Here is a 23,630-nt window from a genome sequence, read left to right as displayed (position 1 = left end):
AAAAAAATTATGCTCTTAATGAATTAATGTACCGAATCAATTCTTTCAACGCTGTTTGAAATGCCTTTTCTGACTGTAAGGCTTTTCCAATTCCAAAAGCCCCTTCAGTAGATGCTACGATAAAAATCGCAGCATTTTTGGGGTCACAATCCTTTTTGACAAGCCCCTTTTTTTTCCCTTTCGATAAAGCGGAAGCCAATTGATTTTGCATGACTTCATAAAGAGATTCGATTCTTTTTGTAAATCCATCGTCAAGTCCCGACATTTCCTGAGCGATGTTATTCAATGGACAACCCAACGAAATGTTCTCACAAGTTGAACGGGAGAGATCCTCAATTGTAGAAATCATTACATCAATTGGATTTGCCTCAGTTTGCTCTGAACGGCTCCAAAGCGATTGGTATCTCGGTGTAATGATTTCATCAAAAATGGCATATCCCAAATCACGTTTTGAAGGGAAGTAGTGATAAAGAGCTCCCTTTGTGACGCCAATTTCAGCGACTGACTTATCTGCCCGAATCCCACCAAAGCCTTGTCGCCTTAGAATCTCAAAATTCTTTTTTAATATTTCTGCTCTTGTATCCATAGTTTAAATATAGCATACCAATTGGTATGTACCAAATACAAAAAAAGCTCTTGAACCTCAAGAGCTTTTGTAGTTGCAAAATCGATGATTACCCGATTCTCAAATTGACTAAATCGGTCAAAATTTGGCCGGCTTCATCTAAATAAATATCCGGCTCTTTCTCAGCATTCTCTTGGTTTGATGCAGCTGGCGATTCGGTTTTTCCTTTAAGCTGAACTTTTTTATTTCTTGCCAAGCGTCGGGCCTCGGCTGCGTCGCGTTCCTTTTTACGTTCTGTTTCTAAAAGTGAAATCGATTTTTTTGCTCGCTCTTTTTTCGCCCATTGAATTTCTTGAACCACCGATTGAAAAGCGTCATTTTTCTTTACACGTGCCGCGTGCTTCTTTTGTAATAATTCCTTTGTCTTAGGTGTAATTTTGGCCATCGGCTTAAATGGCGCTGTCGTGATTTCATCCCACGGTAAGGCTGTTGGTTCTGAATCTTCGCCAAATTCTTCAGCACTAAAGGCTGAGGGGAAATTGATATCAGGGAGCACACCTTTGTGTTGAGTACTACTACCGGTTACACGATAAAATTTAGCCGTGGTAAATTTTAATTGACCTAACCGTTCGTTTTTGATTTGAATTCTTCGATTGAGATCATCGAGTGTCTGAACCGTGCCTTTTCCATAACTATTTTCTCCGATGATTATTGCGCGGTTATAATCTTGCATTGCCCCTGCAAAAATCTCAGATGCAGAAGCGCTAAACCGATTAATGAGAACACCTAATGGCCCATTGTAAACCATTGCGGGGTCATCATCTTCATTGATTTCAACCCTTCCAGAGGCATCTTTCACTTGAACGACAGGGCCTTGAGGAATAAATAACCCACTCAATTCAATTGCTTCCATCAAACTTCCGCCGCCGTTGTTTCTTAGATCAATGATTATGCCCTCGACCTTTTCAGACTGCAATTCTCCAACCAACCGGCGAACATCACGGGAGGTGCTGTTGTAATTTGCTTCACCTCTTTGATACGCTTCAAAATCCATATAAAAAGTTGGAATGGTAATCACGCCAATTTTGCTCGATTTTGCTCCTGTTTTTATAATCTTAACTTCTTTTTTTGCGGTTTGATTTTCAAGTTTAACTTTGTCTCGGGTGAGTTTGATTTCGCGTGGTGGTGCTGTCGCCAAATCTTCTGCTGCGATAATTTGCAAACGAACAATTGTTCCTTTTGGACCGCGAATTAATGCTACAACATCATCTAATCTCCACCCGATAACATCCACAAACTTACCTGTATCTCCTTGAGCAACCCCAACAATTTTATCCCCTTTTTTAATCAATTTGCTTTTGAAGGCTGGGCCTCCGGGTATCACTTCTGCGACCTTTGTATAATCATTTTCTGATTGTAGCTGAGCCCCAATTCCCTCGAGGGATTGAGACATATTGATTCGAAAATTGTCGGAAGTTGACGGTGAAAAATAATTGGTGTGTGGGTCAATCGCTCTCGTAAAGCTATTCATATAAATCTGAAAGATATCTTCGCTTTTGTATTGAGAGATTGCCTTTGCTTGATTTTTATATCGACTAAACAGAGTTTTTTGAATTTCTTCCCATTTTTTTCCTGCAAGCTTCAAATCAAGCGCCTGATTTTTTAGAACTTTTTCCCAGAGTTCATCCAGTTCTTTTTGAGTTTTAGGCCAAGGCAATTCTTTGCGATCATAGAAATACTCTTCGTTAATTGAGTAGTCAAATTCCTTCTCAAGAATACTGACAACGCTTTTCAGTCGTTGATCAAAGCGAATCTTAAATCGATTGAATATGAGGAATGCAACGCTGAGATCGCCGCGTTGCAAATTGTTATCCAGTTGATATTTATAGGCTTGAAACTCACTTACATCTGAGGCAAGAAAAACACTTCTATTGTTATCGAATGATTCAAGATAAAAATCAAACATTTGTTTAGAGAGGGAATCGTCCAATCTAAATTTTTTGTAATGGCGAATCATCAAGATTCTTGCCACTTCCCTTTCGACAAGCGGATGAATTGATTGTGCATACAGCGATGTTGTATCAACGGATAAATCCGCGTTTTTTATCGATGCATCAGTATCTGATTGTGCCTTTAGGGAGAAGGAAAACAACGCGTATACAAGGAGTAATACAAGAGAGGAAACGATTTTCTTCGTCATACGGCTTGGCAGCTGAAGGATTTTATTGTTGTTATAATTAAACAAAACGTAAGCTCGATTCATATAAGTTGATTTACTGGTATTGCAATAGTTTTAATTACGCCAATTCAAAAGAATAGTGACACGAGATTCCCTATTTATCTCCAAAGTTTAAGGTTCAGCAACTTTTAGATTTGACACCTCACCGGAAGTTTTTGGCAAAGTCACCTTTTCATCATTGAGTATGACAGAAACAGCCTCAGCTTTTTCAATAGTAATGCTCATTGTTGTATCTGCATCAAATCGGGCAGTTCGATTGGTGGGATAAAGAGAAACACTTCTCAGACCCTTTCCCTCAATCATAACGCTGACCTTGCAAGTATCAGTTGACTCAGGGTTAAACTGAAAAACTAACCTGTATTTCTTTTGCTGCGGTTTTTTTTCCGGATTGGCACCCTGTTCAAATACAGATGCTCTACTCGGGTCTATCGCTCCAAATTCTTCGCCATCACCCGAATTGCGTTTTGGAATTCCCGGGAGTTGATCAATTACTATTTCGTTAGAAAGATCTGATGGAACCTGAGGATTTGGATTTCGTTTCGCTTTAACGGTATCTTTTGGCGAGACTGCTGGAAGGGCAGTTGTCGTCACGACTTCTTGCACAGGAACTTGGCTTTGTATCGGTTGGAGTTGCTCAGTGGGTAAGGGCGTATTAAACAGGGTATCCTTTCCTGAAATCCACTCTTTTGGAATTTCAGGTTTAATTGCGGTTTGATTCTCACGCTTTGATTCTTCTTGATACAACACGGTGTTTTTGGCTGTTTGCCGAATAATTACAGCCTTTTCCCTTAAGAAAAACCACCAATATGAAAATCCCAAAAGCCCAATGAAGAGAACGATTGATGCAATTATTCCAAATCTGTATTGGAATGCAGTTGCAAGCCAAAGTGGCTCTTCATTCAAAAGAGGCTGTTGGAAAGAATCATTTTCAGAAGAACTTACTTTATTTAGTCCTGTAAATGAACCTGATGAAGATAGTCCTTGTTTCGTATTATCGGGAATATCATGAATCCCAAGTTCATGTTTGCAATCATCAATGACTGATTCCGGTATGCCTAATTCTTTGGCATAGACTTTCATCATTGGAATAATGTACGGCGGAGGCAAAGCATTAAAAATGCCTGATTCAAAATTTTTTAGCAACTCAAGTCTTACTCTTGTCTTCTGACTGAGTTGTTCGATGGTTAGCTTTTTACCCTCACGAGCCAAACAAAAATCTTCGGCAAGTTGGCTTAATTTGCTCATGATATTACAGATTAGGGCGTTGTAGAATCGGGAATAAAATCATTCAAGTACTATTATTAACCGACTGAAAAATTGAACGCTGAAACATTGAAGTATAGAAAAAAAACACTGAAGAAGAAATTTTCTTCTCATATAAATGAGCTTTAATTGAGATTTTACAACGTAATATGATTGAACCAATATACTTGGATAATGCCTCGACAACGCCGCTTGATCCGGAAGTTTTTGACGCAATGAAGCCTTATTTCTCTACTCACTTTGGAAATCCTTCTTCCATCCATTCGTTTGGGCAGTTTACAAAAAATGCCCTTGAAGATTCGCGTGAAAAAATTGCCCATTTATTAAACGCCAAACCTTCCGAAATATTTTTTAGCTCCGGTGGCACAGAATCGAACAATATGGCGGTGAAAGGATTTTTCTTTTCAAACCCTAAAGATTCGCTTACCGTTCTTACTTCAAAACTCGAGCATAAAGCGGTTCTTGAGCCACTTGCTTGGTTATCAAACAAGTTCTCGGTTCAAGTTAACTATATCTCACACGATGAAACAGGGAAGATTATCACCACGGGTATAGAGGATTTTTCAAAGGGAGAACGGTTGCTTGTTTCAATCATGTTGGTAAATAACGAACTTGGGAATATTAATCCTATCGAATTGATTTCTGAAAAGGTCAAGAAATTAGGCGGATATTTTCATACGGATGCTGTTCAAGCTATTGGCAAAGTTCCATTTTCACTTAAGGGTTCTTCAATTTCACTCGCGACAGTGACGGCTCACAAATTTTATGGGCCTAAAGGGATTGGTGCACTCTTTATTCGTGAAGGAACTCCTATTGATTCACTATTACACGGTGGGAGTCATGAACGAAACCGACGCGCGGGAACCGAAAGTGCGGCATTGGCTGTAGGGTTTGCAAAAGCGTTAGAAATTTCAATTCGAGATTTCGAAAAAAATGATCGTCAGATTCGTCATGTAAGCGCATTATTTTTGGATTCACTCTCGGCCTCTCTAAAAGATAGTGGGATTACCTTTTCTCTTAATGGAAATGAGAATGAAAAAATTGCACATGTCTTGAATCTTTCTTTTCATCTTCCAACTAAGAAACGGCTGGCAAGCGATGTGTTTTTGCTTGCAATGGATGCGGTGGGTGTGGCAATATCGAGTGGCAGCGCATGTACTTCCGGGACCGAAAAACCATCGCATGTTCTGTTAGCTCTGGGAAAAACTGAAGATGAAGCGCGGCTTTCAGCCAGAATTTCGTTTTCAAAATTTACGACTGAACGCGATGTGCTCTTCGCTTCTGAAAAAATTCCTGAAGCCCTAAAGCGGATATCAAAATGAGTTTCAATTCAATTCAAGAAGTAATTCTTTTGCCGCACTTTTGTTCCTTTTATCTCCGGCAACTAACAAAGGGAGTTCGAGTGCAACGATAAGCGATTTCTTTGCTTCTTCTTCTTGATCAACCTTAATCAAGGATTTTGCGAACATATAGCGGTAATAAATAACATTTGGTGCGAGTTCAACCGCTTTTTTAAGATGGGTGCAAGAGGTTTCATAACTTCCTTTGGGAACTCCACCAAAAAGAACATTGACTAAAGTTCGTTCAAAAAATGAAAGACCGGCTAATTCATAATGCCAAATCCCTAACACCGCATGAGCCATTGCACAATTTGGGTTAAGCTCGAGCGCTCGGTCTGCATATTCCTTGATTTGAAGCCCAAGTTTAATTTTTTCTTCATTCCCCTTAAAAATGGCTATCTGACCGGTGACTTGCCCCAGCCTCGCAAACACTTCTGAATTTAAGGAGTCTATCTGTTTTGCTGTAAGAAGAACCTTTTTAGCGTTGAAATACATTTTTTCTTGCTCCCTTTTTGGCTTTTCATAACCGCCAAAGAAATAGGCATCTGAAAGTTTTAGGAGTAAATCAACAGAAAGGTTTTCTTTTGTTGCTTGCTCATATTTTTGGATCGCAAGGTCGTAGTTAAATGCACGATAGGCACTATCCCCTGCTTCCACGGCTTCGCGGAGAGACGAAGATGTAAATTTAGCAGGATGATCTTTCGCAAAAAGTTCTGATGAAATTAAAGCCAGAACCAATAACAATAGTGATGGCGATTTTTGATTCACCTTAATTTATTCTAATGGTTATAAGAAATTGGGAAAATCCTAAAGTCTCTTAACAACATTTGTACCTTAATTCATTCCAAATTGGCAATAAGCCACGGCAAATGCGTTGGATAAAGGTTTCTAAAAAAAACGATAGAATTGAAAATAAGATTCAGAAATAAATGTTGCTACCTTAAAAAGGGGGGTAGATTATCTCCACCTTTCAAATGTTAAATTCGTTTAACATTTGAATTTATACTTCTTTGAAAATCATTTTTACTGATAATGCTTAACAAACACAAAATACTCTGGGCTGACGACGAAATTGAATATCTCAAGCCTCATATTCTCTTTCTATCCGATAAGGGTTATGAGGTTACCACAGTTTTGAATGGTGATGACGCGATTGAACTCTCGCGTCAGAATCGATATGACATTATTTTCCTTGATGAGCAAATGCCCGGAATGAGCGGATTAAAGGCATTATCTGAAATTAAGCTGTCTCATCCTACGACGCCGGTTGTCATGATCACAAAGAATGAACAAGAAAGTATTATGGAGGAAGCGATTGGGAAAAAAATCTCAGAGTACCTCATTAAGCCGGTCAATCCCACACAAATTCTTCTGACTTGCAAAAAGCTTTTAGACTCCGATAAAATCAAAGATTCGGCAGCGACACAAAATTATATCGCGGAGTTTAATCGAATATCCGCAGATCTTTACGGCGAAGTGGATGCGGATAAATGGATTGAACTGCATTTTCGCCTAACGCAATGGGAAGTTGAACTTGATGATCATCCTGCACTTAATCTAAGACAAACCTTAATTGATCAAAAGCGGGAGTGCAACGCGCTTTTTGGAAAATTTATTGAAAAAAATTATCGGGAGTGGATTCATCGCGAAAAGGAAAAGCGTCCGATGCTGTCGCTTGATGTCCTTGACCGCGCGGTAATTCCTGAACTTGAAGGTGGAAGCCCGATTTTCTTGTTTGTTGTCGATTGTCTTCGATTTGATCAGTGGATTGTACTTGAAAAATTGCTGAATGCTCACTTTTCAATTGAGCGAAATGCTTATTTCTCTGTCCTTCCTACTGCAACACCCTATTCAAGAAATTCAATTTTCAGCGGGCTTTTCCCTGCAGATATAGAAAAGCGTCATCCGGAACTTTGGCGAGACAGTCAGGAAGATGAAACCAGTAAAAACCGCTATGAAGCTGATTTTATGGAAGATTTCTTTAAGCGACGCAGGGTTCCGATAAGAAGTATGAAATATTCTAAATTGGTTACTTCTGATGATAGCAAAGCCTATGAACAAAATATTCTTTCACAACTCGGAATTCAACTCAATGCCGTTGTTGTGAATTTTGTGGATATCCTTGCCCATAGCCGCTCAGATTCTCAAGTGATCAAAGAACTATCGCCGGATGAGCAAGCATTTCGTTCATTAACCAAAACTTGGTTTGAGCATTCCTCTTTCTTACGATTGCTAAAAACTCTATCGAAACAAAAAGCAACGATATTCATTACAACCGACCACGGAAGTCTTCGTTGCTTGAGGCATACGAAAGTTGTGGCTGATCGTGAAGCCTCAACAAACTTGAGATACAAATTTGGTCGTAATCTTCAATGCGACTCTAAACACGCCATTTTTGTCCGAAACCCCGCTGATTACCGGCTGCCTAATCACGGATTAAATGTGAATTACATTCTTGCCAAAGAAGACTATTACTTCATTTATCCGACGAACTTTCACAAATATGTTAATCAATACAAAGATTCGTTTCAACACGGCGGTGTCTCACTTGATGAAATGATTGTACCTTTTATCAAATTAAAACCCAATCTTTAATTGGACATGATCATCCCTTTGATTCTAAAAAATGCAGTTAGATTATCTCACTCACCTGAGGAATCAAGAGAATTAGCCCGTCAATTTGGAATTGGATTAACGGCAGGGGATATTGTTTTACTTTCAGGAGACTTAGGCGCTGGTAAGACCTTATTTGTCAAAGGAATTTGCGATGTGTATCACTGTTCAGACAGTGTAACAAGTCCAACGTTCACAATTGTCAATACTTATAACGGTACACTTAAAGGGGTTGAATACACCCTTCATCACTTTGATCTATACAGGATTGAATCGGAAAGGGAATTACAAAATATTGGCTTTGATGAATATTTATATTCCAATGCCATTTCCATCATTGAGTGGTCAGAAAAATTCGCGCATTTATTTCCTTCTCGATCACGAAAGGTTTTTATTGATAAAGCAGATGAGACCAAACGGTTGATTAGAATCGAATAGTGGAAAGTGGCACAAAGTTCTGAGATTTTACCGAAATTTATTTAAAGCAAAAACCCGCTCTTCAGCGGGTTTTCTTTATTTTTTCTGAGATTAATATGTGAAATTATCAAGCAAGGGTTTACTCCATAAACGCCAAATTTTTCCTCCGTAATCAGCCATACTGAACAAATCAACTTCAAGCGAAAAAAACGGATTAAGTCCTGATTTATAAGTGAATTCATCTCGATAACTTCCCAAAATGGCATCATATTCTTTTGCTGTAACTGTATAATCTTCAACCCCGGCTTTGACAGTAAATCGGAGATCGCCTAAAATCAAAGAGCCGCCGATTCCTGCTCTGTAATAGGTCATTGAGCCATTAAATCGACCGAGTGTTTTATGTGAATCGTATTCAAAGGGACTGAAATAATAACCACCGCCAACGAATACAAAACCCTCAAGCCAATCGAGATAGGAGCCGCCAATTCTCAGCTCAGGATTAGTAAAAGCAGTAAAGAAATAGGCAGGAATTGTCCCCCCTTCATTGGAAGGTAGCGCAAGCCTTCTCATTCCGAGCGCGGTTAGATTGAACCCACCCCAACCAAAGTTGAGAAAACCAACTTCATAATTCAGCGCTTCTGCCTTTACATTTCCTAACCCTCGCTCAGCACCACTAAAAGCAGTTCCAGAGCCCATAAATATTGAGCCGCCAAAACTTCCGTGTGTTTTGAAAACCAGATTTCCATCGGAGGCATCTTTGAGTGTTACGCTGGCTTCATACCAACGATTATCATCATCGACTTCAAGTTCATAGGTACCGGCGGGGAGAAACTTCACAGCTGGCGTTCTGCCTGATTCTTTTAAGCTGCCATTTTGATCTTTGATCTTAAAAGATAATCCGCTTGGTTGGGTTTGCACTGCCCACGGGAAGAAGGCTGCATCGAGTTCAATATTTTGTGATTTAGTTTGTCCATTTTTGGCTGAGGTATTATCTACCAACACGGTAACTGTTCTTGTACTTGGGTGGCGAAACTCGACTCTCAAACGCCCGACAGGAAGGTTATAGGTACGATTTGTTTTACCGCTTGGCTGCTGTCCATTAAACGGATTACCATTAATTTCCATAATGGTCATTTGAGCACCCTCTGGTTTGGTAGAGATTTCAATATCTTGAAAAGAAGCAAAGTCAACTGTTCTTTCAATTGACTTATTTTGTTCAATTTCTACCTGAATTGGGGCAATAGATGCAAACCCTTTTGTCTCTGCAAGCACTTCAATTTTATGTGAACCGATTGGAAGTTCAATTTCCAATCTTTCTTCATTCGTGAATTGAACGGTTTCACCATTATCCAATTGTACAGAGACTCCTGAAATTTTATCGGTTTCTTTGGCTTTAGAAGCAATAAGAACAACTTTGCCATATTTCCCTTTCATTTCAATCGGAAAACGTTTGTTTTGTCCGGGTTCAACAATAGTAAAGTCAACCAAAACTTCATTTAAATCTTCGAATCCGGGTGCCTTAACTTTAGCAGGAAGTTTAACTTTATTTGGATTCGGGTAAATGTAAAACCCATTCGTAAATGTGACAGGATTTGGAAGACCTTGAAATTCAATGGTTCCGCTCGGAACAAGTTTACCTTTATCGGAGCGGATTTCAATTGTCAAATTGCCCTTTCCTTGCTCGGCAATCTCTGAAGTTTCATCAATCAGTTTAACAACGAAAATTTTTGAGTCCTCTCCTTTTTTAAATGTTACAGGTTGGTCTTCCTTTTTGATAATTGTAAATCGATTAAATTTAGAGGTAGGAGAAGTGTAAAGTTGAGTCAAATCATATTCATCTTGATCTTCTTCCATTTCAAAGAAATAGATATGCCTTCCTTCAGAATAACTGCTTTTAATATTGATTGGTTGTTGCGGCTTAAATATGGCGATTAGTTTTCCATCTGGATCAGGGCTTTCAACAATAATTGCAAACGTTTTTCCCGGTTCTCGTCCCGGAACTTGAATAATTTTTGCTTCATCCTTTTCTTTAAGCTTTAATAAGCGCTGTGCAGAAACTTCCATACTTGCCAATGTGAGCAGGAAGATGATGGTTAAAAATTTCAAACTTTTCATTGTTGTTTCATTTAAGTCAAAAAGAAATTTTTCGGATGGGGATTACATTCTGGATCAATAGAATTCAAAATCTGCGAGAGTTGTTCGATCCTTTTTCTTTACTTGCATTGGCTCCCAAGCACGGACATGAATAATGGGTTTATCTTCATTTGTAAAGTCAATTAATAAAAAGAGGTACCCTTCATCGGAATAGCCCGGCGTTGCCCACTTTTGAATCAATTGAACTCCATAAAACATTGAAAGGCTTGGATCAGGGTGACGGATAATTTCCACTTTATCAAAACCAAGTTTTATCCATTTCTTTGTAAAAACTTTGGCTTTCAGGTTTTCCATATACTCTTTTTTTGAATACACCTGCCGCTCTACCTTAACGGCATCCGCAATCTTAATTCCATCCGAGGGTTTTGGTTGAACCACTTTGCCAACAATAATTAGGGCTTTTTCGCTGAAAACGAGATCGAGGTAACTCAAGTCCTTTTTTTCATACGCCGTTCTAAAGCGCTCCACAAAGTCAAGGATGAGTTGTTTTCGGCGAAGATCGGTGGCATCTAATATGTTGCCTGCACTAAATACTTTGGCATATTGCTGAGAGCCAATGCTAAAGGTTACATCATCAAGTGTGCCATCGGGGCGGAAAATGAGATTGAGCTCTTCAGTGAATGACGTATCTACGGTTCTTTTGTTTAGCAAGATTGACTGAAGAACAATGAGTCCGTCTTTTTCTCGCTTGTAAGTATTAGCCTTTATTTCGGTGTCGAGTGCGAAAAGTTCATATGTATCAAGAACAGGGCTCAAATTTTGCCTGACATTTTCAGAGATAAACGGTGCCGCAAAGGTTGGCTTTTGGTGTGCCGCAGCAGCTCTATTTAGTTCGGTTAAAAAAGCTGACGCATTGGCTTCAATTTGCGCAGTTGTGCTTCCAACCGAAGATATTAGCTTTACTGAAACGCTGCTGACTTGCGCGATCAGTCCTCCAACAAAAAGAAAACAGGCTATAAAAACGATTAATATATTTCGACCCATATTGCAGTTAAATTTTTTAATTCTTCAGATTTGACCGGCGTATTTGAGATCAGATTTAGTGTACGCTCTTCACCAGCCCCCAAGATGAATTTTACAGTTTTGCTTTGACGATCAATTAAGAAAACGGTACACTTTTCAGGAGAAAGAAAATCTGTTTTCTTCCCAAAAAAAAGCTTGCCTTGATTTTTTAGTTTTGAAAGCGCGTCTAACAGCTCTTGAGCATTGAGTTTTGTTTTCAATTCCTCGACAACAGTCGATTTCCTTTCAACATCTTTGTTCGATGGTTTGGGAGGTTGCGGCAATTCTCTTACTGTACTAGGAATTGAAGGTGCAGAAACAGTCTCAGTAGGCTTTAGAGGCGGTGTCTCATTACTGATGTTAGGTTTATATCCAATATTTGGAGTTGAGGGTGTTGGAGAAGGCTTGGGCTCTGGTTTCGGCTCAGGCGTTGGAATAACAACTGGCGGTTTTGGGATTTCGACCGGAACATCGATAATCTCTCCCGAAGGAACACTCAGGTATTTTTTTATGACAGGAAGCGGTTTGACTTCTAAAGTGACCAAATATTTTCCCGGAGCTCTGTAGGTATAAATAGTATTTCGCTTTGAAAGTGTCTCGGAAGTATTATCTCCGTAACTGATATTAATTGGGCTTTGAGAAATAAAATTTTTCATCACAATATCAAATACAAAATCAGTTGATGAAACCTTTCGTATCGCCAAATCGAATTCAACGATTTTACTATAATCAACCGTTACTTCAATTGGCTCAATAATAATTTCCCGAGCAATCTTTTGCGCTTCTTTTAATTCACTTGGGGCACCTTCTTCTAATGCAACCTTATAACCAAGTTCATATTTAATAAGCGTATGATAGGGTGGCTGATACTTCAATTCTGGAATTGAAAACTCCAATTTTGCTTTTCCATTGAGTACTGATACTTCGTTACTCCGTCTTCGGGGCATTTTCCACAAAGTAATACCTTGGCATTCTGCCCCACGATATTTGACTTCAAACTGAACGGAAGTGATATCGGATGTAACATCAACATCTAAAGGGGTTGGTGAAATCGCTGTTACTTTGATTTCGCGTAGAAACGGAAGCAATTTGTTTTCGTAAATCCAAGTTTGAAAATTTTTTTGTGGTCCTGTAGAGGGAGAATCAAACGATATGAGATCAGGAGAAAAATAAGTCTTCAAAAATGCTTTGTAATATACAGGTATCGCATTTGCAATGCCTCGGCTTCGTTCAATCTGTTCTCCCGTTTGAAATTCTGCAATCACTTCATTTTCGATTGCCTTTAATGACGAATTGTAATCTTCATTAGAAATATAGGCTAATGCTTTATAGGAATTGCCTTCCATTCCTAATTGTATAACATTCAATCCACGAAGTTGCATTCGTGACGCAACCTTAGAGCGAGATTTCACATACGATTCATACTTTGCCTCGTTTCCTCTGACTTCTTGAGAAACGACCGTTTCATCAGAATTAATCACGGTTTGAACAATACGCTGAATCAAATCGGCTTTCGCTGCATTAGAAGCCTCTGTTTCATTTTCTCTTTTCGACTCCCCCCATTTATAACCACCCGATTTGATTTCTTCAGGAGTAGGTTGAGCAAAAATTAGAGATACACCCAACGTCATCGAAAAAATTATCGCGCCAAGCCTCGATAATAAAAAACTTCCTTCGAACAATTTCAAAAGAATAGAAAAACACCAGTTTTTTGTATGCAATAAAAATGTCATCAAATCGCTATTCATTTATTTTTACTTGGGGGATAAAACATTCAGAAAACTCAGAATTAAGTAAAGACTCCGATTCATTCCTCCCAAAACGAATGTAACACCTTTTCAAGTGTTCGCTCAATAACATAAACGTGTCATTTTACTTCGTTCCCTTTGGAACTTTATACTTTCCTTTATCGGGCTTTTCGACATACTCTTGAAAAATTGATTTCAAGTTATCATTTCGAATGTTCGTCGTTAATTTGGCCTTAATGACTTCATTTGAATTTTGAAAAATGTCTTTTGAAAATTGGATTGAAACCAGATGTAAGTGCGCGAATCGTTCGCTTACGAGAATCAACAAGACTGGGATTGAAGTTCCTTCACTTTTCTCAAAACCAATAAATGGCACATAGCCGGTTTGAAAAAGAGAAAGAAATTCTTTCAATGTGGTTTTATAGTTTTTTTGAGTATTTCCGTAAAGATTGTGTTTAATCTCTAAATTGATTGTTCGAGTATTTGTTAAATCAGTAAAAAACAAATTTGTAAGACTTTCTTCAACATTTTGTTCGCTCCAAATTGGGATGAATTCTTCGGCTTTTTTTGAAAAGTATGCGCTTTGCTTTACCCCTTTGTATTCCTCCGAAAAAGTTTTGCCGACAAACTTCCAAACTGATTTGGTTGAATCAAAGATGATTTTGGTTTGTTCGATAAAAATAGGCGAAAAACTTCTATCCTGTTTTTGCTGCAGTTTTTGTGAAAGTTCATTATCGAGCTCAATTTTATCCTTCCCTAAAATTAAATCTTGACGCGCAGGAAACGACATTGCAAGCCTTTGAGTAGCGTTTTGCCATTCCAGACGGTATTTCGATTCTTCGATTGACAGTTTGAAATTTGGAGAGGCTCTTATGATTTCAAATGCCGGTGTAAGTGATTCAAATCCTATTGAGCCCAAAAAAATATTGTTTAATGCAAAGTAAATCCCTTCTGTTTTTGCTAAACGAGCACCTTCTGCACCACCTTCAATCCAATACTCCAAAAGTAATCTTTCGATAAAAAGATAAATTGATGGATTAAGCTCAATCGCCTCAACCGGAAAAAGGTTAAGACCCAAATGAGTGACAACTCCCTCAGCATTTTTTTCTAAGTGTAGTTGAAGCGGCTTCCCTTTAATTGATATTTCAAATCGTTTCGAACCCTTAGCGATGTAATCTTTGAGCTCAGGCGATTTTTTAACCAAATTTTCATAAAGAGACCTCAACTTCCTTGAGTCATAATCTTTATTGTCCACTTCGGCCTTGATTTCCTTTGACATCAGGGACTCTTGAAAAAGCACGGCAATGCAAAGAAACATCCCAGCCATTAAGTGAAAAGTATGTGACTTTTTGAATGTCATAGTTTTTTTGAATTTTATGAACCGGAGTTCGAAGGTCGTTTAACACTTCTTAAAGCAAAATGTTAAAATCATTGCTAATTTCGAAATTGCTTTTCGGGTTATCACTAAAATTATGTGTTTCAACCGCATCTCTCAATAACACAAACGTGTCATTTTACATTGTGAATTTTCAAAATTTCTTTTGTACTTAAGCTTATTAAATTAACAGTCTTCACGCATACTTCTTATTATTTTACTTCGATGTCGCTTTTCCAACAATCCTATTCAAACCAATGAAAAAGATTAATCTCATCTTTGGTACGCACAATCATCAACCTATCGGGAATTTCGATTCCGTTTTTGAAGAGTGCTACCAAAAATCCTACAAGCCTTTTCTCGATGTTTTTCAAAAATTTCCCTCTCTTAAAATCGCAAAGCACTACACAGGAATTCTTTTGGACTGGCTTGAATCGAACAGGCCCGAACTCCTAAAGCAATTGAAAACATTGGTTGATCGGGGAAATATTGAAGTCATTAGCGGGGGTTTTTATGAACCTATCTTAGCAGTGATTCCCGATGAAGATAAAATTGCGCAGGTTCAAAAATTAACCAAGTTTGTTAAAAAACATTTTGGAACAACCGCCACCGGCCTTTGGCTTGCGGAGCGTATTTGGGAGCAGCATTTGGTAAAGCCACTCGCGCAGGCGGGGATCAAGTATGTGATTTTGGATGATACGCATTTCAAATATGCCGGATTGACTGAAGATCAACTTTACGGGTACTACATCAGTGAAGAGCAAGGCTATACCGTTAATCTCTTCCCCATTTCCAAAACGCTTCGATACTCAATTCCTTTTCAAGATGTGAGCGCGACGATTGATTATCTCCGAAGCATCGCAACCGAAGAAGGCGATAGAATGGTGGTTTTTGCAGACGATGGCGAAAAATTCGGCGCGTGGCCCGGAATGTATGAACACATTTACTCCAAAAATCATTGGCTTGAAAAGTTTTTTGAAGCCCTGCACGACAACCGCGATTGGATTAACACCATCACCTTTCAAGAAGCCTTAGAAAAGTATAAACCCATCGGCCGCATTTACCTTTCAAATGCCTCCTACGCTGAAATGATGCACTGGGCACTTCCTTCGAAATCCTTCAAGACTTATGAAACCTTTGAACATCGTTTGAAGGAAGAAGGATTGTTTGATGACTATAACATATTCGTTCGCGGTGGCTTTTGGCGAAACTTTATGGTAAAGTACCCTGAATCGAATCAGATGCATAAAAAGATGCTTGAGGTCTCACACCGTGCTCGGCAATTGGAGGAAAAGGGAAAGAAAGTATCTTCGAAAACCATTGATAAAATAATGGCCGCCCAGTGTAACTGCCCATACTGGCACGGGGTTTTTGGCGGAACTTACCTTCCGAACCTTCGCCACCCGATTTATCAAAACCTCATTGATGCCGAAACCGATTTAGATAAGCTTGATGGCCAAAATGAAATTGTAAGCCTAAGTGTCACAGATTTCGATAAGGATGGACAAGATGAAGTGGTGATTAAGAATAGTGAACTCGGTATTTACATTAAGCCGAAAGAAGGCGGGATGATAACAGAGCTCGATTATAAACCGGCTTCGAAAAATCTCTTGGATATTGTTTCACGCAGAGAAGAAGGATACCACGAACGGCTGAAACGCACTGCACCTCAAAGTGGCGCTGCCGGTGCAATGCACGAGAGCGTAATGGTGAAAGAGCTTGGGTTGGAATCGCATTTGAATTATGATTGGTATCGGCACGGAAATTTGGTTGATCACTTTGTACCTCACAACACCACGGCGGAGGAATTCTACCGAGGGACTTTCCGTGAACTCGGCGATTTCGTGCACGGTGCTTATGAAGTAAAAACATCGGGCACAAAACAAAAGCAAGTTGCAATACTCACAAGAAAAGGTCATGTGCATCTTGGTGGGAAAGATTTCTCGGTAGAAGTTGAGAAAATAATCACGGTCTTAAAAGGCAAACCCGAGTACACGGTAGATTATAGCCTAAGAATGCTTAACGATTCAAAAGCTACGGTTCGATTCGCGGTTGAAAATTGCTATGGTCTCCTTGCAGGAAATGCACCCGATAGGTACTACTATTTCGATAATCAAATCTTAGAAGAAAATCGATTGGTAAGTATTGGTGAAGTCCGCTCACCAATGGTTGGGCTAAAAGATGAGTGGCTCAAAATCAATGCCAAGTTGGAGTCGAACTACGAAGCCACAGTGATACGCTTTCCGATTGAAACGATTTCGCTTTCGGAAGGTGGGTTCGAGAAAGTCTATCAAGGCTCGGTGGTGATGATGTGCTATGATATTGAACTTTCAAAAAAGCCCATTAAAATAAGCTTGACGCAGCGTTTTATGAGAAGCTGATTTTTTCATTAACAAATCCGAACAAAAAAAGAGGACGCCTTTTCGTCCTCTTTTGATTTCACCAAAAAAATTCATTTTTCCGATTGAATTACTCCTTAATCAATTGGCGAGCAATCACCACGCGTTGAATTTCGGATGTTCCTTCGCCAATGGTGCACAGCTTGACATCGCGATAGAATTTTTCTACTGGAAAATCTTTAATGAACCCGTAGCCGCCGAAAATTTGAACCGCTTCCGAGGCCACTCGTTCCGCCACTTCAGAAGCATAAAGCTTTGCCATTGATGATTCCGTAGTCGTTGTTTTTCCTTCGTCCTTCAAGGCTGCTGCACGCATTGTCAGCAATTTAGCCGCTTCAATTTCGGTGGCCATTTGTGCAAGCTTAAATTGAATGGCCTGAAAATCGGCAATCGGCTTGCCGAATTGTTTTCGCTCTTTGGCATATCGGAGTGAGGCTTCAAGCGCACCTTCCGCCAAGCCGAGCGAGAGCGCAGCAATTGAAATTCTACCGCCATCCAAAATCTTCATTGCTTGCTTGAACCCTTCGTTCAGTTTACCAAGCAAGTTTTCTGCCGGAATTCGACAATTATCCAATATCAATTGTCCGGTTTCTGAGGCACGCATTCCTAATTTATTTTCCTTTTTACCGGCTGAAAATCCGGGTGTTCCCTTTTCGACCACAAAAGCGCTGATGCCGTTATTGCCTCTTTCACGCTCTGTAATGGCCATTATAACAGCCACTTCACCTGCATGCGAATTGGTGATAAAATTCTTTGTTCCGTTTAGGATCCAAGAGTCACCATCTTTTACAGCCGTAGTCAGCATCCCCGCGGCATCGCTGCCCGAATTAGGTTCGGTTAAAGCCCAAGCAGCAAGTGCTTTCCCGCTTGCAAGTCTTGGGATGTACTTCGCTTTAACTTCTTCGGTCGCAAATTGAAAAATATGATTGGTGCCAAGTGAATTATGCGCTGCGACTGTCAGGGCAACGCTTGGGTCAACCTTTGCCAATTCTTCAATAGCGGTTACATATTCCAAATATCCAAACCCGGAGCCGCCAAATTCTGCAGGGAAAATCATTCCTAAAAATCCTAACTCTCCAAGTTTCATCACAAGCTCTAAAGGAAGCTTTTGCGCCTCGTCATACTCTAAAACAATGTGTGGCGGCAATTCGCGCTGAGTAAATGATCGCACGGTTTCTGCAATCATTTTTTGATTTTCGGTAAGCCCGAAATTGATTCCTGCCTCTACGGCTGCTGTGGTTAGTTCTGTCATTGTTAACTAAATTGGATTAAATGTTCATCTAAATTGCTGAAATTCATTCTTAGAGATTTCCTCTTGCAGCTTGGTCTCTTTCAATAGCTTCAAAGAGTGCTTTGAAATTTCCTTTACCAAAACTTTTTGAGCCTCGGCGTTGAATAATTTCATAGAAAAGTGTTGGCCGATCTTCAACCGGTTTGGTGAAGATCTGAAGCATATACCCGTGCTCGTCTTTATCAACCAAAATATTTTCTTTGCGAAGCTCTTCAATATTCTCCTTCAATTCACCTACTCGTGAAAGAAGCGTATCGTAATACGAAAGCGGCACCGAGATAAACTCAACGCCACGCGAGCGAAGTTCACGAACCGTTTGAACGATATCGTCGGTTATCAACGCCACATGTTGAACACCGGCACCACCGTAAAACTCGATGTATTCTTCAATCTGAGATTTTCGCTTTCCTTCCGCCGGCTCATTAATCGGCATCTTGATTCGCTCAGAAATATTCGTCATCACTTTGGAGCGCAAGGCTGAATACTCTGTTGAAATGTCTTTATCATCGAAGCTTTGAAACTGACGAAAATCGAACGTGTTTTCATAGAACCTTACCCACTTTTCCATTTCATTCCATCCAACATTCCCTACAATATGATCAATCGCACGAAGCATCGGCTTTTCGCTTCCTTTATGTTGGCGTTCATGAAATGTGGGAAGAAATACGCCTTTGTAATTTTTTCTTTCGATAAATGAATGGATTGTATCACCAAAGGTCTTGATTGAGGCTTTAATTACTGACCCATTTTCATCTTTAATTTCATGTGGGTCTGCCACGGGAGTTGCGCCGCGCTTTAACGCAGCTTTGTAAATTTGATCTGTATCTTCCACCTCAAACGCTACATCACGAACCCCATCACCGTGGTTTTTGATGTGTTCCGAAATTTCAGAATTAGCTTGCAATGGAGAGGTGAGTACAAATCGAATTTTTCCCTGCTCAAGAAGATAACTCGCGCGGTGTTTTACGCCGGTTTCAGGGCCGCTATAGGCTCGAATAGTAAACCCAAATACTGTGCGATAATATTGAGCAGCTTGCTTTGCATTACCGACATAAAACTCAAGGTAATCGAAATCGAGAATTTTAATTTCATTTTTTTCGGCTAAAGTGCCACGCGTGTCATGCGCTGATGTTTCTATCATAGTCAATGAATTAGGTTAAAATTCTTTCAGCTTTTTCAACTTCTTTAAGCATTAAAGGAATCAATTCTTTGTCGTGTTCCAATTCACGAAGCCCTTGTTCAAATTCTTCTGCGATTTTCACATCTTCTGTACTTCCAATAAAAAGTGGGGTGCGTTGATGCAATTCTTTTGGCTCTAATTCCAAGATGCGTTGATAACCATCAGTGGCTCTTCCGCCGGCTTGTTCACAAATAAAAGCCATTGGGTTAGCTTCATAGAGAAGGCGAAGTTTTCCGCTGGGTGCTTTTTTGGTTCTTGGATAAACAAAGATACCACCGTAGAGCAGATTGCGATGAAAATCCGCGACTAACGAACCAATATACCGTGCTGAATAAGGCCTTGAAGTGGCTTTATCTTCATGCTGCAAATACTTGATATATTTCTTTATGCCATCAAAAAAATAACGGTAGTATCCTTCATTTATGGAATATATTTTTCCGCGTTGAGGGGTTTTGATATCACGGTGTGAGAGAAGGAACTCTCCAATTGTTGGATCAAGAGTAAATCCGTGAACTCCTTGCCCGGTCGTATAAACCAACATGACAGAGGAACCATAGATCACATATCCCGCGGCAACTTGATCTAACCCACGCTGCAAGCAATCATCTGCATCAGCCGGACTCCCTACCAATGATTTTCTTTTATAAATTGAAAAAATCGTTCCGACACTAATATTTGCGTCAATATTTGCCGAGCCATCAAGGGGGTCGAAAAGAAGAACATATTTTCCGGCGTGATCATTTGGTGGAATGATTATATCATCGTTTTCTTCAGAAGCCATAACGGCAAATCTACCGTGGTGTCCGATTGCGTGGATAAACCTTTCATTCGCATATTCATCCAACTTTTTGACTTCCTCGCCCTGCACATTCGTTTTCCCGATTGAGCCAAGCATATCCACAAGTCCTGCTCGAATGACTTCTCTTCGGACTAATTTTGCAGCGAAGGTCACATCAGAAAGCAACTGCGAAAGTTCACCTGTTGCATTTGGGAACATTTTTTGCTGTTCCAAAATATGCCGTTCGATTGTAATCAACTCTCCCATTGTCGTCTCCTGTCGTTTTGAAATGTACTTGATACTTCTCGTATTAGATCTCATAAAATAAGTGTAACTGCAAATTACATTTTTATGATGAAGGGGCAAGTAAAAATGAAGAACTTGGAATTTTCGCCACCAAATGAGGTTTAGGACACAATCCTTTCTCAAAAAGCAGTGTCAGATTCTTTTTTTTGCTATCTTTTTCTAAATCATTCAATATGGAAAAACTTTCAACAACCATTATCAGTCAACTGCTTTTAACTCGTGAAAGAAAAAGAGCGGGATTTTTACTTTTGATTGACCCCGATAGTTACGAAGAAACTGAATTGCTCAAATTGTGTAAAAAAGCTAGTGAATTTGGTGCAGATGCCATTTTGATAGGTGGCAGCATGATGCTTTCTTACCGAATTGATGAGTATATCCGTCATATCAAAGCTGTAAGCCATTTACCGGTCATTTTATTTCCCGGTAGTGCAATGCAAGTATCGGGCGAAGCCGATGCAATGCTTTTTCTTTCTTTGATGAGCGGAAGAAACCCGGAGTATCTTATTGGTCATCATGTTACCGCTGCGCCGGCAATCAAAGCCTTGGGTTTAGAAACAATCCCTACGGCTTATTTGCTTATTGAATCAGGTAAACCGACAACTGTAAGCTATGTTACCGGTACAATGCCAATTCCTCGTCATAAACCAAATATCGCTGCAGCGCATGCCCTTGCGGCTGAATATTTGGGAATGAAATTTTGTTACCTTGAAGCCGGAAGCGGAGCCGAACTTTCTGTACCGGAAGAAATGATTTCTAGGGTTAAATCTGTTTCAAGTTTACCCTTGATTGTGGGTGGTGGAATTCGCACACCCGAAGAAGCCGCAAGTAAAGTTCAAGCAGGAGCAGATTTCATTGTGATCGGAAATGCTTTTGAACACCATCGAAGCGATAGCTTTTTGAGAAACATGATTGATGCCGTTCATTCTTCCAATTCATAAAAAATTACTGATTATATTTTTTTTGATTCAACGAATGACCTACCAATTGGTGCCATATCTCCATTTTCCCTTAATAGGAACTTATACTGATAAAATGCTTCACGCATGTCTCAAGTTTTTATTGATTCCTCTCTTTATCACTTTCTCATTTGGTTTCTTTTCTTTGAAAACGCTTGCACAGCCTAGCCCGGATTTTGACTTGGCGGAGTCTTTTTTTCAAGCTCAAAACTACGAGCGCGCCTCAATTCTCTTTGAAAGACTTTACTTGGCTGATAAAAGACAACTTTATTTTGAGCGGTTGAAGGTCTCTCTTTACGAAATGCGAGAATTCGAAAAACTTTCCAAGTACTTAAAAGAAGAACACGAGAGAAAAAAATCAAGCCCCGAAAATCTTTTGTATTTGGCGCTTTGTTACAACAATCTTAATCAACCAAAACTTGCTGAGCCGCTATTCAAAGAAGTCGTAGAAAGCGTAAAAATCCAAAGTCAATTTGAAGCCCTTACACGCTGGCTATTTCGACAAAGAGCTTTTGACGCATTGCTTACTTTTATTCAAATGGGACGAGAGCGATTTGGCAACCCGACACTTTTGGCCGATGAACTCGGAAATGTTTATGTCTCGCTTGGTAAATACAATGAGGCAACAACGGAATTTCTTTCAATGCTTCGGGGCGATTTTCCGGATTATAGCACCGTTTCTTCACAAATTCTTAGTTATGCGACTAAAGATAACCCCGATGTACTTACAGAAACAATCAAGACCATTGAAATAAAACGAGGCCAATACAATGTTGCAATGGCGAAGCAAATTACTTCACAATTGCTCTCTACGCTATATATGGAGAAAGGCGACTATCTCGGCGCATTAAAAGAAGCAGTTGCTCGCGATAATGCCTTATCATCTCGCGGAGCTCAAATTTTAATGTTTGCACAATTGGCGTTTGACAAAGCCCAGTATTCTGCCGCAAGAAATGCCTTCCAAAAGCTTGCTGATCCGTCAATCTCTACCTATGCCGTTTTTTATGTACAACAAGCGCGCTTTGGCTTAGCAAAAACCCTTGAAGCTTTAGCCAAAAATTCGACTGAACCGGATACCACACGATCAAAATATTACGAGAGCGCCATCCAAGCTTACCGTAGTTATGAAACCTTCTACCCAACTGCAATGGAAAGCGCAGAAGTCATTCTTGCCCAAGCAAGACTATTTTTTGAATATAAAAAGGATTATCGCGCAGCGTCTGAAACCCTAGAAAGATTAAACAATCGATTTCGTGAGACACAAGCAGCAAAACAAGGCGCTTTAATTTTTGCAAAACTAAAACAACGAGAAGGAAACTTTTCTCGCGCTTTAAGTGAAGCAAAACGCGTTGCCAGCGATGGTTTTGCAGGTCGAGAAATCCGAGCCGATGCAAATTTACTTTCCGGTGAAATCGGATTTCTCCTTACCCAATTCGACAGTGCCATCGCCGCTTTATCAAAAATTGAATCTGGGAGAAATGCCTCCAACAATGCTCTCCTGCTTAAACTCTTTTTACAACGTGCACTATCTGATACAGCAAAAAATCCCTCGGCAATACCCGCTTTGAAAAGTTTTGCAGAGATAAAAAAACTGCTTGCAATGGAAAAACAATCGGAAGCTCTCTTGCTCTATAAACAATGGAAAAAAAACCATTTTGAAGCCTCACCCCAAGCCGCCATTTCGGATGAAGTTCTTTTTGATTATGCTTCTTTATTGATTAAGCTCATACCTGATTCAGCCGTAGTAGAGTATGAACAAATAGCAGAATCTTTCCCCAAAAGCTACTTCGCCGATAAAGCTTTGTTTATTCTTGGAGAATATTTTGAAGCAAAATCATCTCAATTAGTCTCGCTTTCACTTCCAGATTCAGGTCTTAAACGTGCATTTCGTGAACGAAGCATCAAATACTTTGAACGCATCCTTCGGGATTATCCAAAGAGCATTTATCAGAGAAAAGTCCGTGAAAAAATTCGAAAACTTCGAAACGAAACTGCATAACTTTT

General features: G+C 39.7%; 17 protein-coding genes. 6 read left to right on the top strand and 11 right to left on the bottom strand.

Annotation, left to right across the window (positions count from 1 at the left end; translation table 11 throughout):
* Positions 1-7: 7 nt before the first annotated feature.
* From SFU91_08930 to SFU91_08920, 3 genes are all read right to left on the bottom strand, one after another.
* Positions 8-586 carry a TetR/AcrR family transcriptional regulator gene (locus SFU91_08930; GenBank protein MDX2129144.1) on the bottom strand — a complete coding sequence of 193 codons (579 nt, stop codon included), beginning with the start codon at positions 584-586 and terminating at the stop codon, positions 8-10.
* A gap of 88 nt (positions 587-674) precedes the next feature.
* Positions 675-2,828: a carboxy terminal-processing peptidase gene (locus SFU91_08925; protein MDX2129143.1), complete on the bottom strand. Its 2,154-nt coding sequence runs from the start codon at positions 2,826-2,828 to the stop codon at positions 675-677.
* Positions 2,829-2,915: 87 nt separating this feature from the next.
* Positions 2,916-4,049 (bottom strand): helix-turn-helix domain-containing protein, encoded by a 1,134-nt coding sequence (locus tag SFU91_08920; GenBank protein MDX2129142.1) that lies wholly within the window; start codon positions 4,047-4,049, stop codon positions 2,916-2,918.
* A gap of 167 nt (positions 4,050-4,216) precedes the next feature.
* Here SFU91_08920 and SFU91_08915 point away from each other — a divergent pair, with 167 nt between their 5' ends.
* Positions 4,217-5,389 carry a cysteine desulfurase family protein gene (locus SFU91_08915; GenBank protein MDX2129141.1) on the top strand — a complete coding sequence of 391 codons (1,173 nt, stop codon included), beginning with the start codon at positions 4,217-4,219 and terminating at the stop codon, positions 5,387-5,389.
* A 3-nt stretch (positions 5,390-5,392) separates the two neighbouring features.
* Here the strand turns inward: SFU91_08915 and SFU91_08910 are convergent, their stop codons facing one another.
* Positions 5,393-6,175 (bottom strand): hypothetical protein, encoded by a 783-nt coding sequence (locus tag SFU91_08910; protein MDX2129140.1) that lies wholly within the window; start codon positions 6,173-6,175, stop codon positions 5,393-5,395.
* A 264-nt stretch (positions 6,176-6,439) separates the two neighbouring features.
* Here SFU91_08910 and SFU91_08905 point away from each other — a divergent pair, with 264 nt between their 5' ends.
* Together SFU91_08905 and tsaE are read left to right on the top strand one after the other, a co-directional pair.
* Positions 6,440-8,002, top strand: coding sequence for a PglZ domain-containing protein (locus SFU91_08905; protein ID MDX2129139.1), 1,563 nt, complete (start codon positions 6,440-6,442; stop codon positions 8,000-8,002).
* Positions 8,003-8,008: 6 nt separating this feature from the next.
* On the top strand, positions 8,009-8,458 hold the full coding sequence (tsaE, locus tag SFU91_08900) for a tRNA (adenosine(37)-N6)-threonylcarbamoyltransferase complex ATPase subunit type 1 TsaE (protein MDX2129138.1): 450 nt from the start codon (positions 8,009-8,011) through the stop codon (positions 8,456-8,458).
* 90 nt (positions 8,459-8,548) lie between these two features.
* Here tsaE and SFU91_08895 read toward each other — a convergent pair whose 3' ends face one another.
* The 4 genes from SFU91_08895 to SFU91_08880 form a co-directional block, all read right to left on the bottom strand.
* Positions 8,549-10,552, bottom strand: a complete 2,004-nt coding sequence (locus SFU91_08895; GenBank protein ID MDX2129137.1) for a hypothetical protein — start codon at positions 10,550-10,552, stop codon at positions 8,549-8,551.
* Between the two features lie 54 nt (positions 10,553-10,606).
* Entirely contained in the window at positions 10,607-11,575 is a 969-nt protein-coding gene (locus SFU91_08890; GenBank protein ID MDX2129136.1) for a hypothetical protein, read from the bottom strand.
* Complete coding sequence (locus tag SFU91_08885) at positions 11,557-13,224, bottom strand: hypothetical protein (GenBank protein MDX2129135.1); 1,668 nt, start codon at positions 13,222-13,224, stop codon at positions 11,557-11,559. Before SFU91_08885 ends, SFU91_08890 begins: the two co-directional genes overlap by 19 nt.
* A 241-nt stretch (positions 13,225-13,465) precedes the next feature.
* Positions 13,466-14,701 (bottom strand): hypothetical protein, encoded by a 1,236-nt coding sequence (locus SFU91_08880; protein ID MDX2129134.1) that lies wholly within the window; start codon positions 14,699-14,701, stop codon positions 13,466-13,468.
* A 272-nt stretch (positions 14,702-14,973) separates the two neighbouring features.
* On the opposite strand from SFU91_08880, the gene SFU91_08875 reads away from it, so the two are divergent.
* Positions 14,974-17,097, top strand: coding sequence for an alpha-amylase/4-alpha-glucanotransferase domain-containing protein (locus tag SFU91_08875; protein ID MDX2129133.1), 2,124 nt, complete (start codon positions 14,974-14,976; stop codon positions 17,095-17,097).
* Between the two features lie 88 nt (positions 17,098-17,185).
* Here the strand turns inward: SFU91_08875 and SFU91_08870 are convergent, their stop codons facing one another.
* From SFU91_08870 to fbp, 3 genes are read right to left on the bottom strand one after another with little or no spacing between them, the layout of a single operon-like run.
* Entirely contained in the window at positions 17,186-18,367 is a 1,182-nt protein-coding gene (locus tag SFU91_08870; GenBank protein MDX2129132.1) for an acyl-CoA dehydrogenase family protein, read from the bottom strand.
* A 49-nt stretch (positions 18,368-18,416) separates the two neighbouring features.
* Positions 18,417-19,547 carry a 4-hydroxyphenylpyruvate dioxygenase gene (gene hppD / locus SFU91_08865; protein MDX2129131.1) on the bottom strand — a complete coding sequence of 377 codons (1,131 nt, stop codon included), beginning with the start codon at positions 19,545-19,547 and terminating at the stop codon, positions 18,417-18,419.
* Positions 19,548-19,557: 10 nt separating this feature from the next.
* Positions 19,558-20,631, bottom strand: a complete 1,074-nt coding sequence (gene fbp / locus SFU91_08860) for a class 1 fructose-bisphosphatase (protein MDX2129130.1) — start codon at positions 20,629-20,631, stop codon at positions 19,558-19,560.
* 212 nt (positions 20,632-20,843) lie between these two features.
* On the opposite strand from fbp, the gene SFU91_08855 reads away from it, so the two are divergent.
* Together SFU91_08855 and SFU91_08850 are read left to right on the top strand one after the other, a co-directional pair.
* A complete protein-coding gene (locus SFU91_08855; GenBank protein ID MDX2129129.1) occupies positions 20,844-21,608 on the top strand; it encodes a geranylgeranylglyceryl/heptaprenylglyceryl phosphate synthase in 765 nt (254 codons plus the stop codon).
* 34 nt (positions 21,609-21,642) lie between these two features.
* Entirely contained in the window at positions 21,643-23,625 is a 1,983-nt protein-coding gene (locus SFU91_08850) for a hypothetical protein (GenBank protein ID MDX2129128.1), read from the top strand.
* Positions 23,626-23,630 lie beyond the last annotated feature (5 nt).

Source organism: Chloroherpetonaceae bacterium (assembly GCA_033763895.1).
Lineage (GTDB): Bacteria > Bacteroidota > Chlorobiia > Chlorobiales > Thermochlorobacteraceae > JANRJQ01.
This window is presented reverse-complemented; position numbering and strand designations above follow the sequence as displayed.

Coding starts and splice junctions, on each gene's coding strand:
- SFU91_08930 (MDX2129144.1), bottom strand. CDS start 586: ATGGATACAAGAGCAGAAATATTAAAAAAGAATTTTGAGATTCTAAGG.
- SFU91_08925 (MDX2129143.1), bottom strand. CDS start 2,828: ATGAATCGAGCTTACGTTTTGTTTAATTATAACAACAATAAAATCCTT.
- SFU91_08920 (MDX2129142.1), bottom strand. CDS start 4,049: ATGAGCAAATTAAGCCAACTTGCCGAAGATTTTTGTTTGGCTCGTGAG.
- SFU91_08915 (MDX2129141.1), top strand. CDS start 4,217: ATGATTGAACCAATATACTTGGATAATGCCTCGACAACGCCGCTTGAT.
- SFU91_08905 (MDX2129139.1), top strand. CDS start 6,440: ATGCTTAACAAACACAAAATACTCTGGGCTGACGACGAAATTGAATAT.
- tsaE (MDX2129138.1), top strand. CDS start 8,009: ATGATCATCCCTTTGATTCTAAAAAATGCAGTTAGATTATCTCACTCA.
- SFU91_08895 (MDX2129137.1), bottom strand. CDS start 10,552: ATGAAAAGTTTGAAATTTTTAACCATCATCTTCCTGCTCACATTGGCA.
- SFU91_08890 (MDX2129136.1), bottom strand. CDS start 11,575: ATGGGTCGAAATATATTAATCGTTTTTATAGCCTGTTTTCTTTTTGTT.
- SFU91_08885 (MDX2129135.1), bottom strand. CDS start 13,224: ATGACGTTGGGTGTATCTCTAATTTTTGCTCAACCTACTCCTGAAGAA.
- SFU91_08880 (MDX2129134.1), bottom strand. CDS start 14,701: ATGACATTCAAAAAGTCACATACTTTTCACTTAATGGCTGGGATGTTT.
- SFU91_08875 (MDX2129133.1), top strand. CDS start 14,974: ATGAAAAAGATTAATCTCATCTTTGGTACGCACAATCATCAACCTATC.
- SFU91_08870 (MDX2129132.1), bottom strand. CDS start 18,367: ATGACAGAACTAACCACAGCAGCCGTAGAGGCAGGAATCAATTTCGGG.
- hppD (MDX2129131.1), bottom strand. CDS start 19,547: ATGATAGAAACATCAGCGCATGACACGCGTGGCACTTTAGCCGAAAAA.
- fbp (MDX2129130.1), bottom strand. CDS start 20,631: ATGGGAGAGTTGATTACAATCGAACGGCATATTTTGGAACAGCAAAAA.
- SFU91_08855 (MDX2129129.1), top strand. CDS start 20,844: ATGGAAAAACTTTCAACAACCATTATCAGTCAACTGCTTTTAACTCGT.
- SFU91_08850 (MDX2129128.1), top strand. CDS start 21,643: ATGACCTACCAATTGGTGCCATATCTCCATTTTCCCTTAATAGGAACT.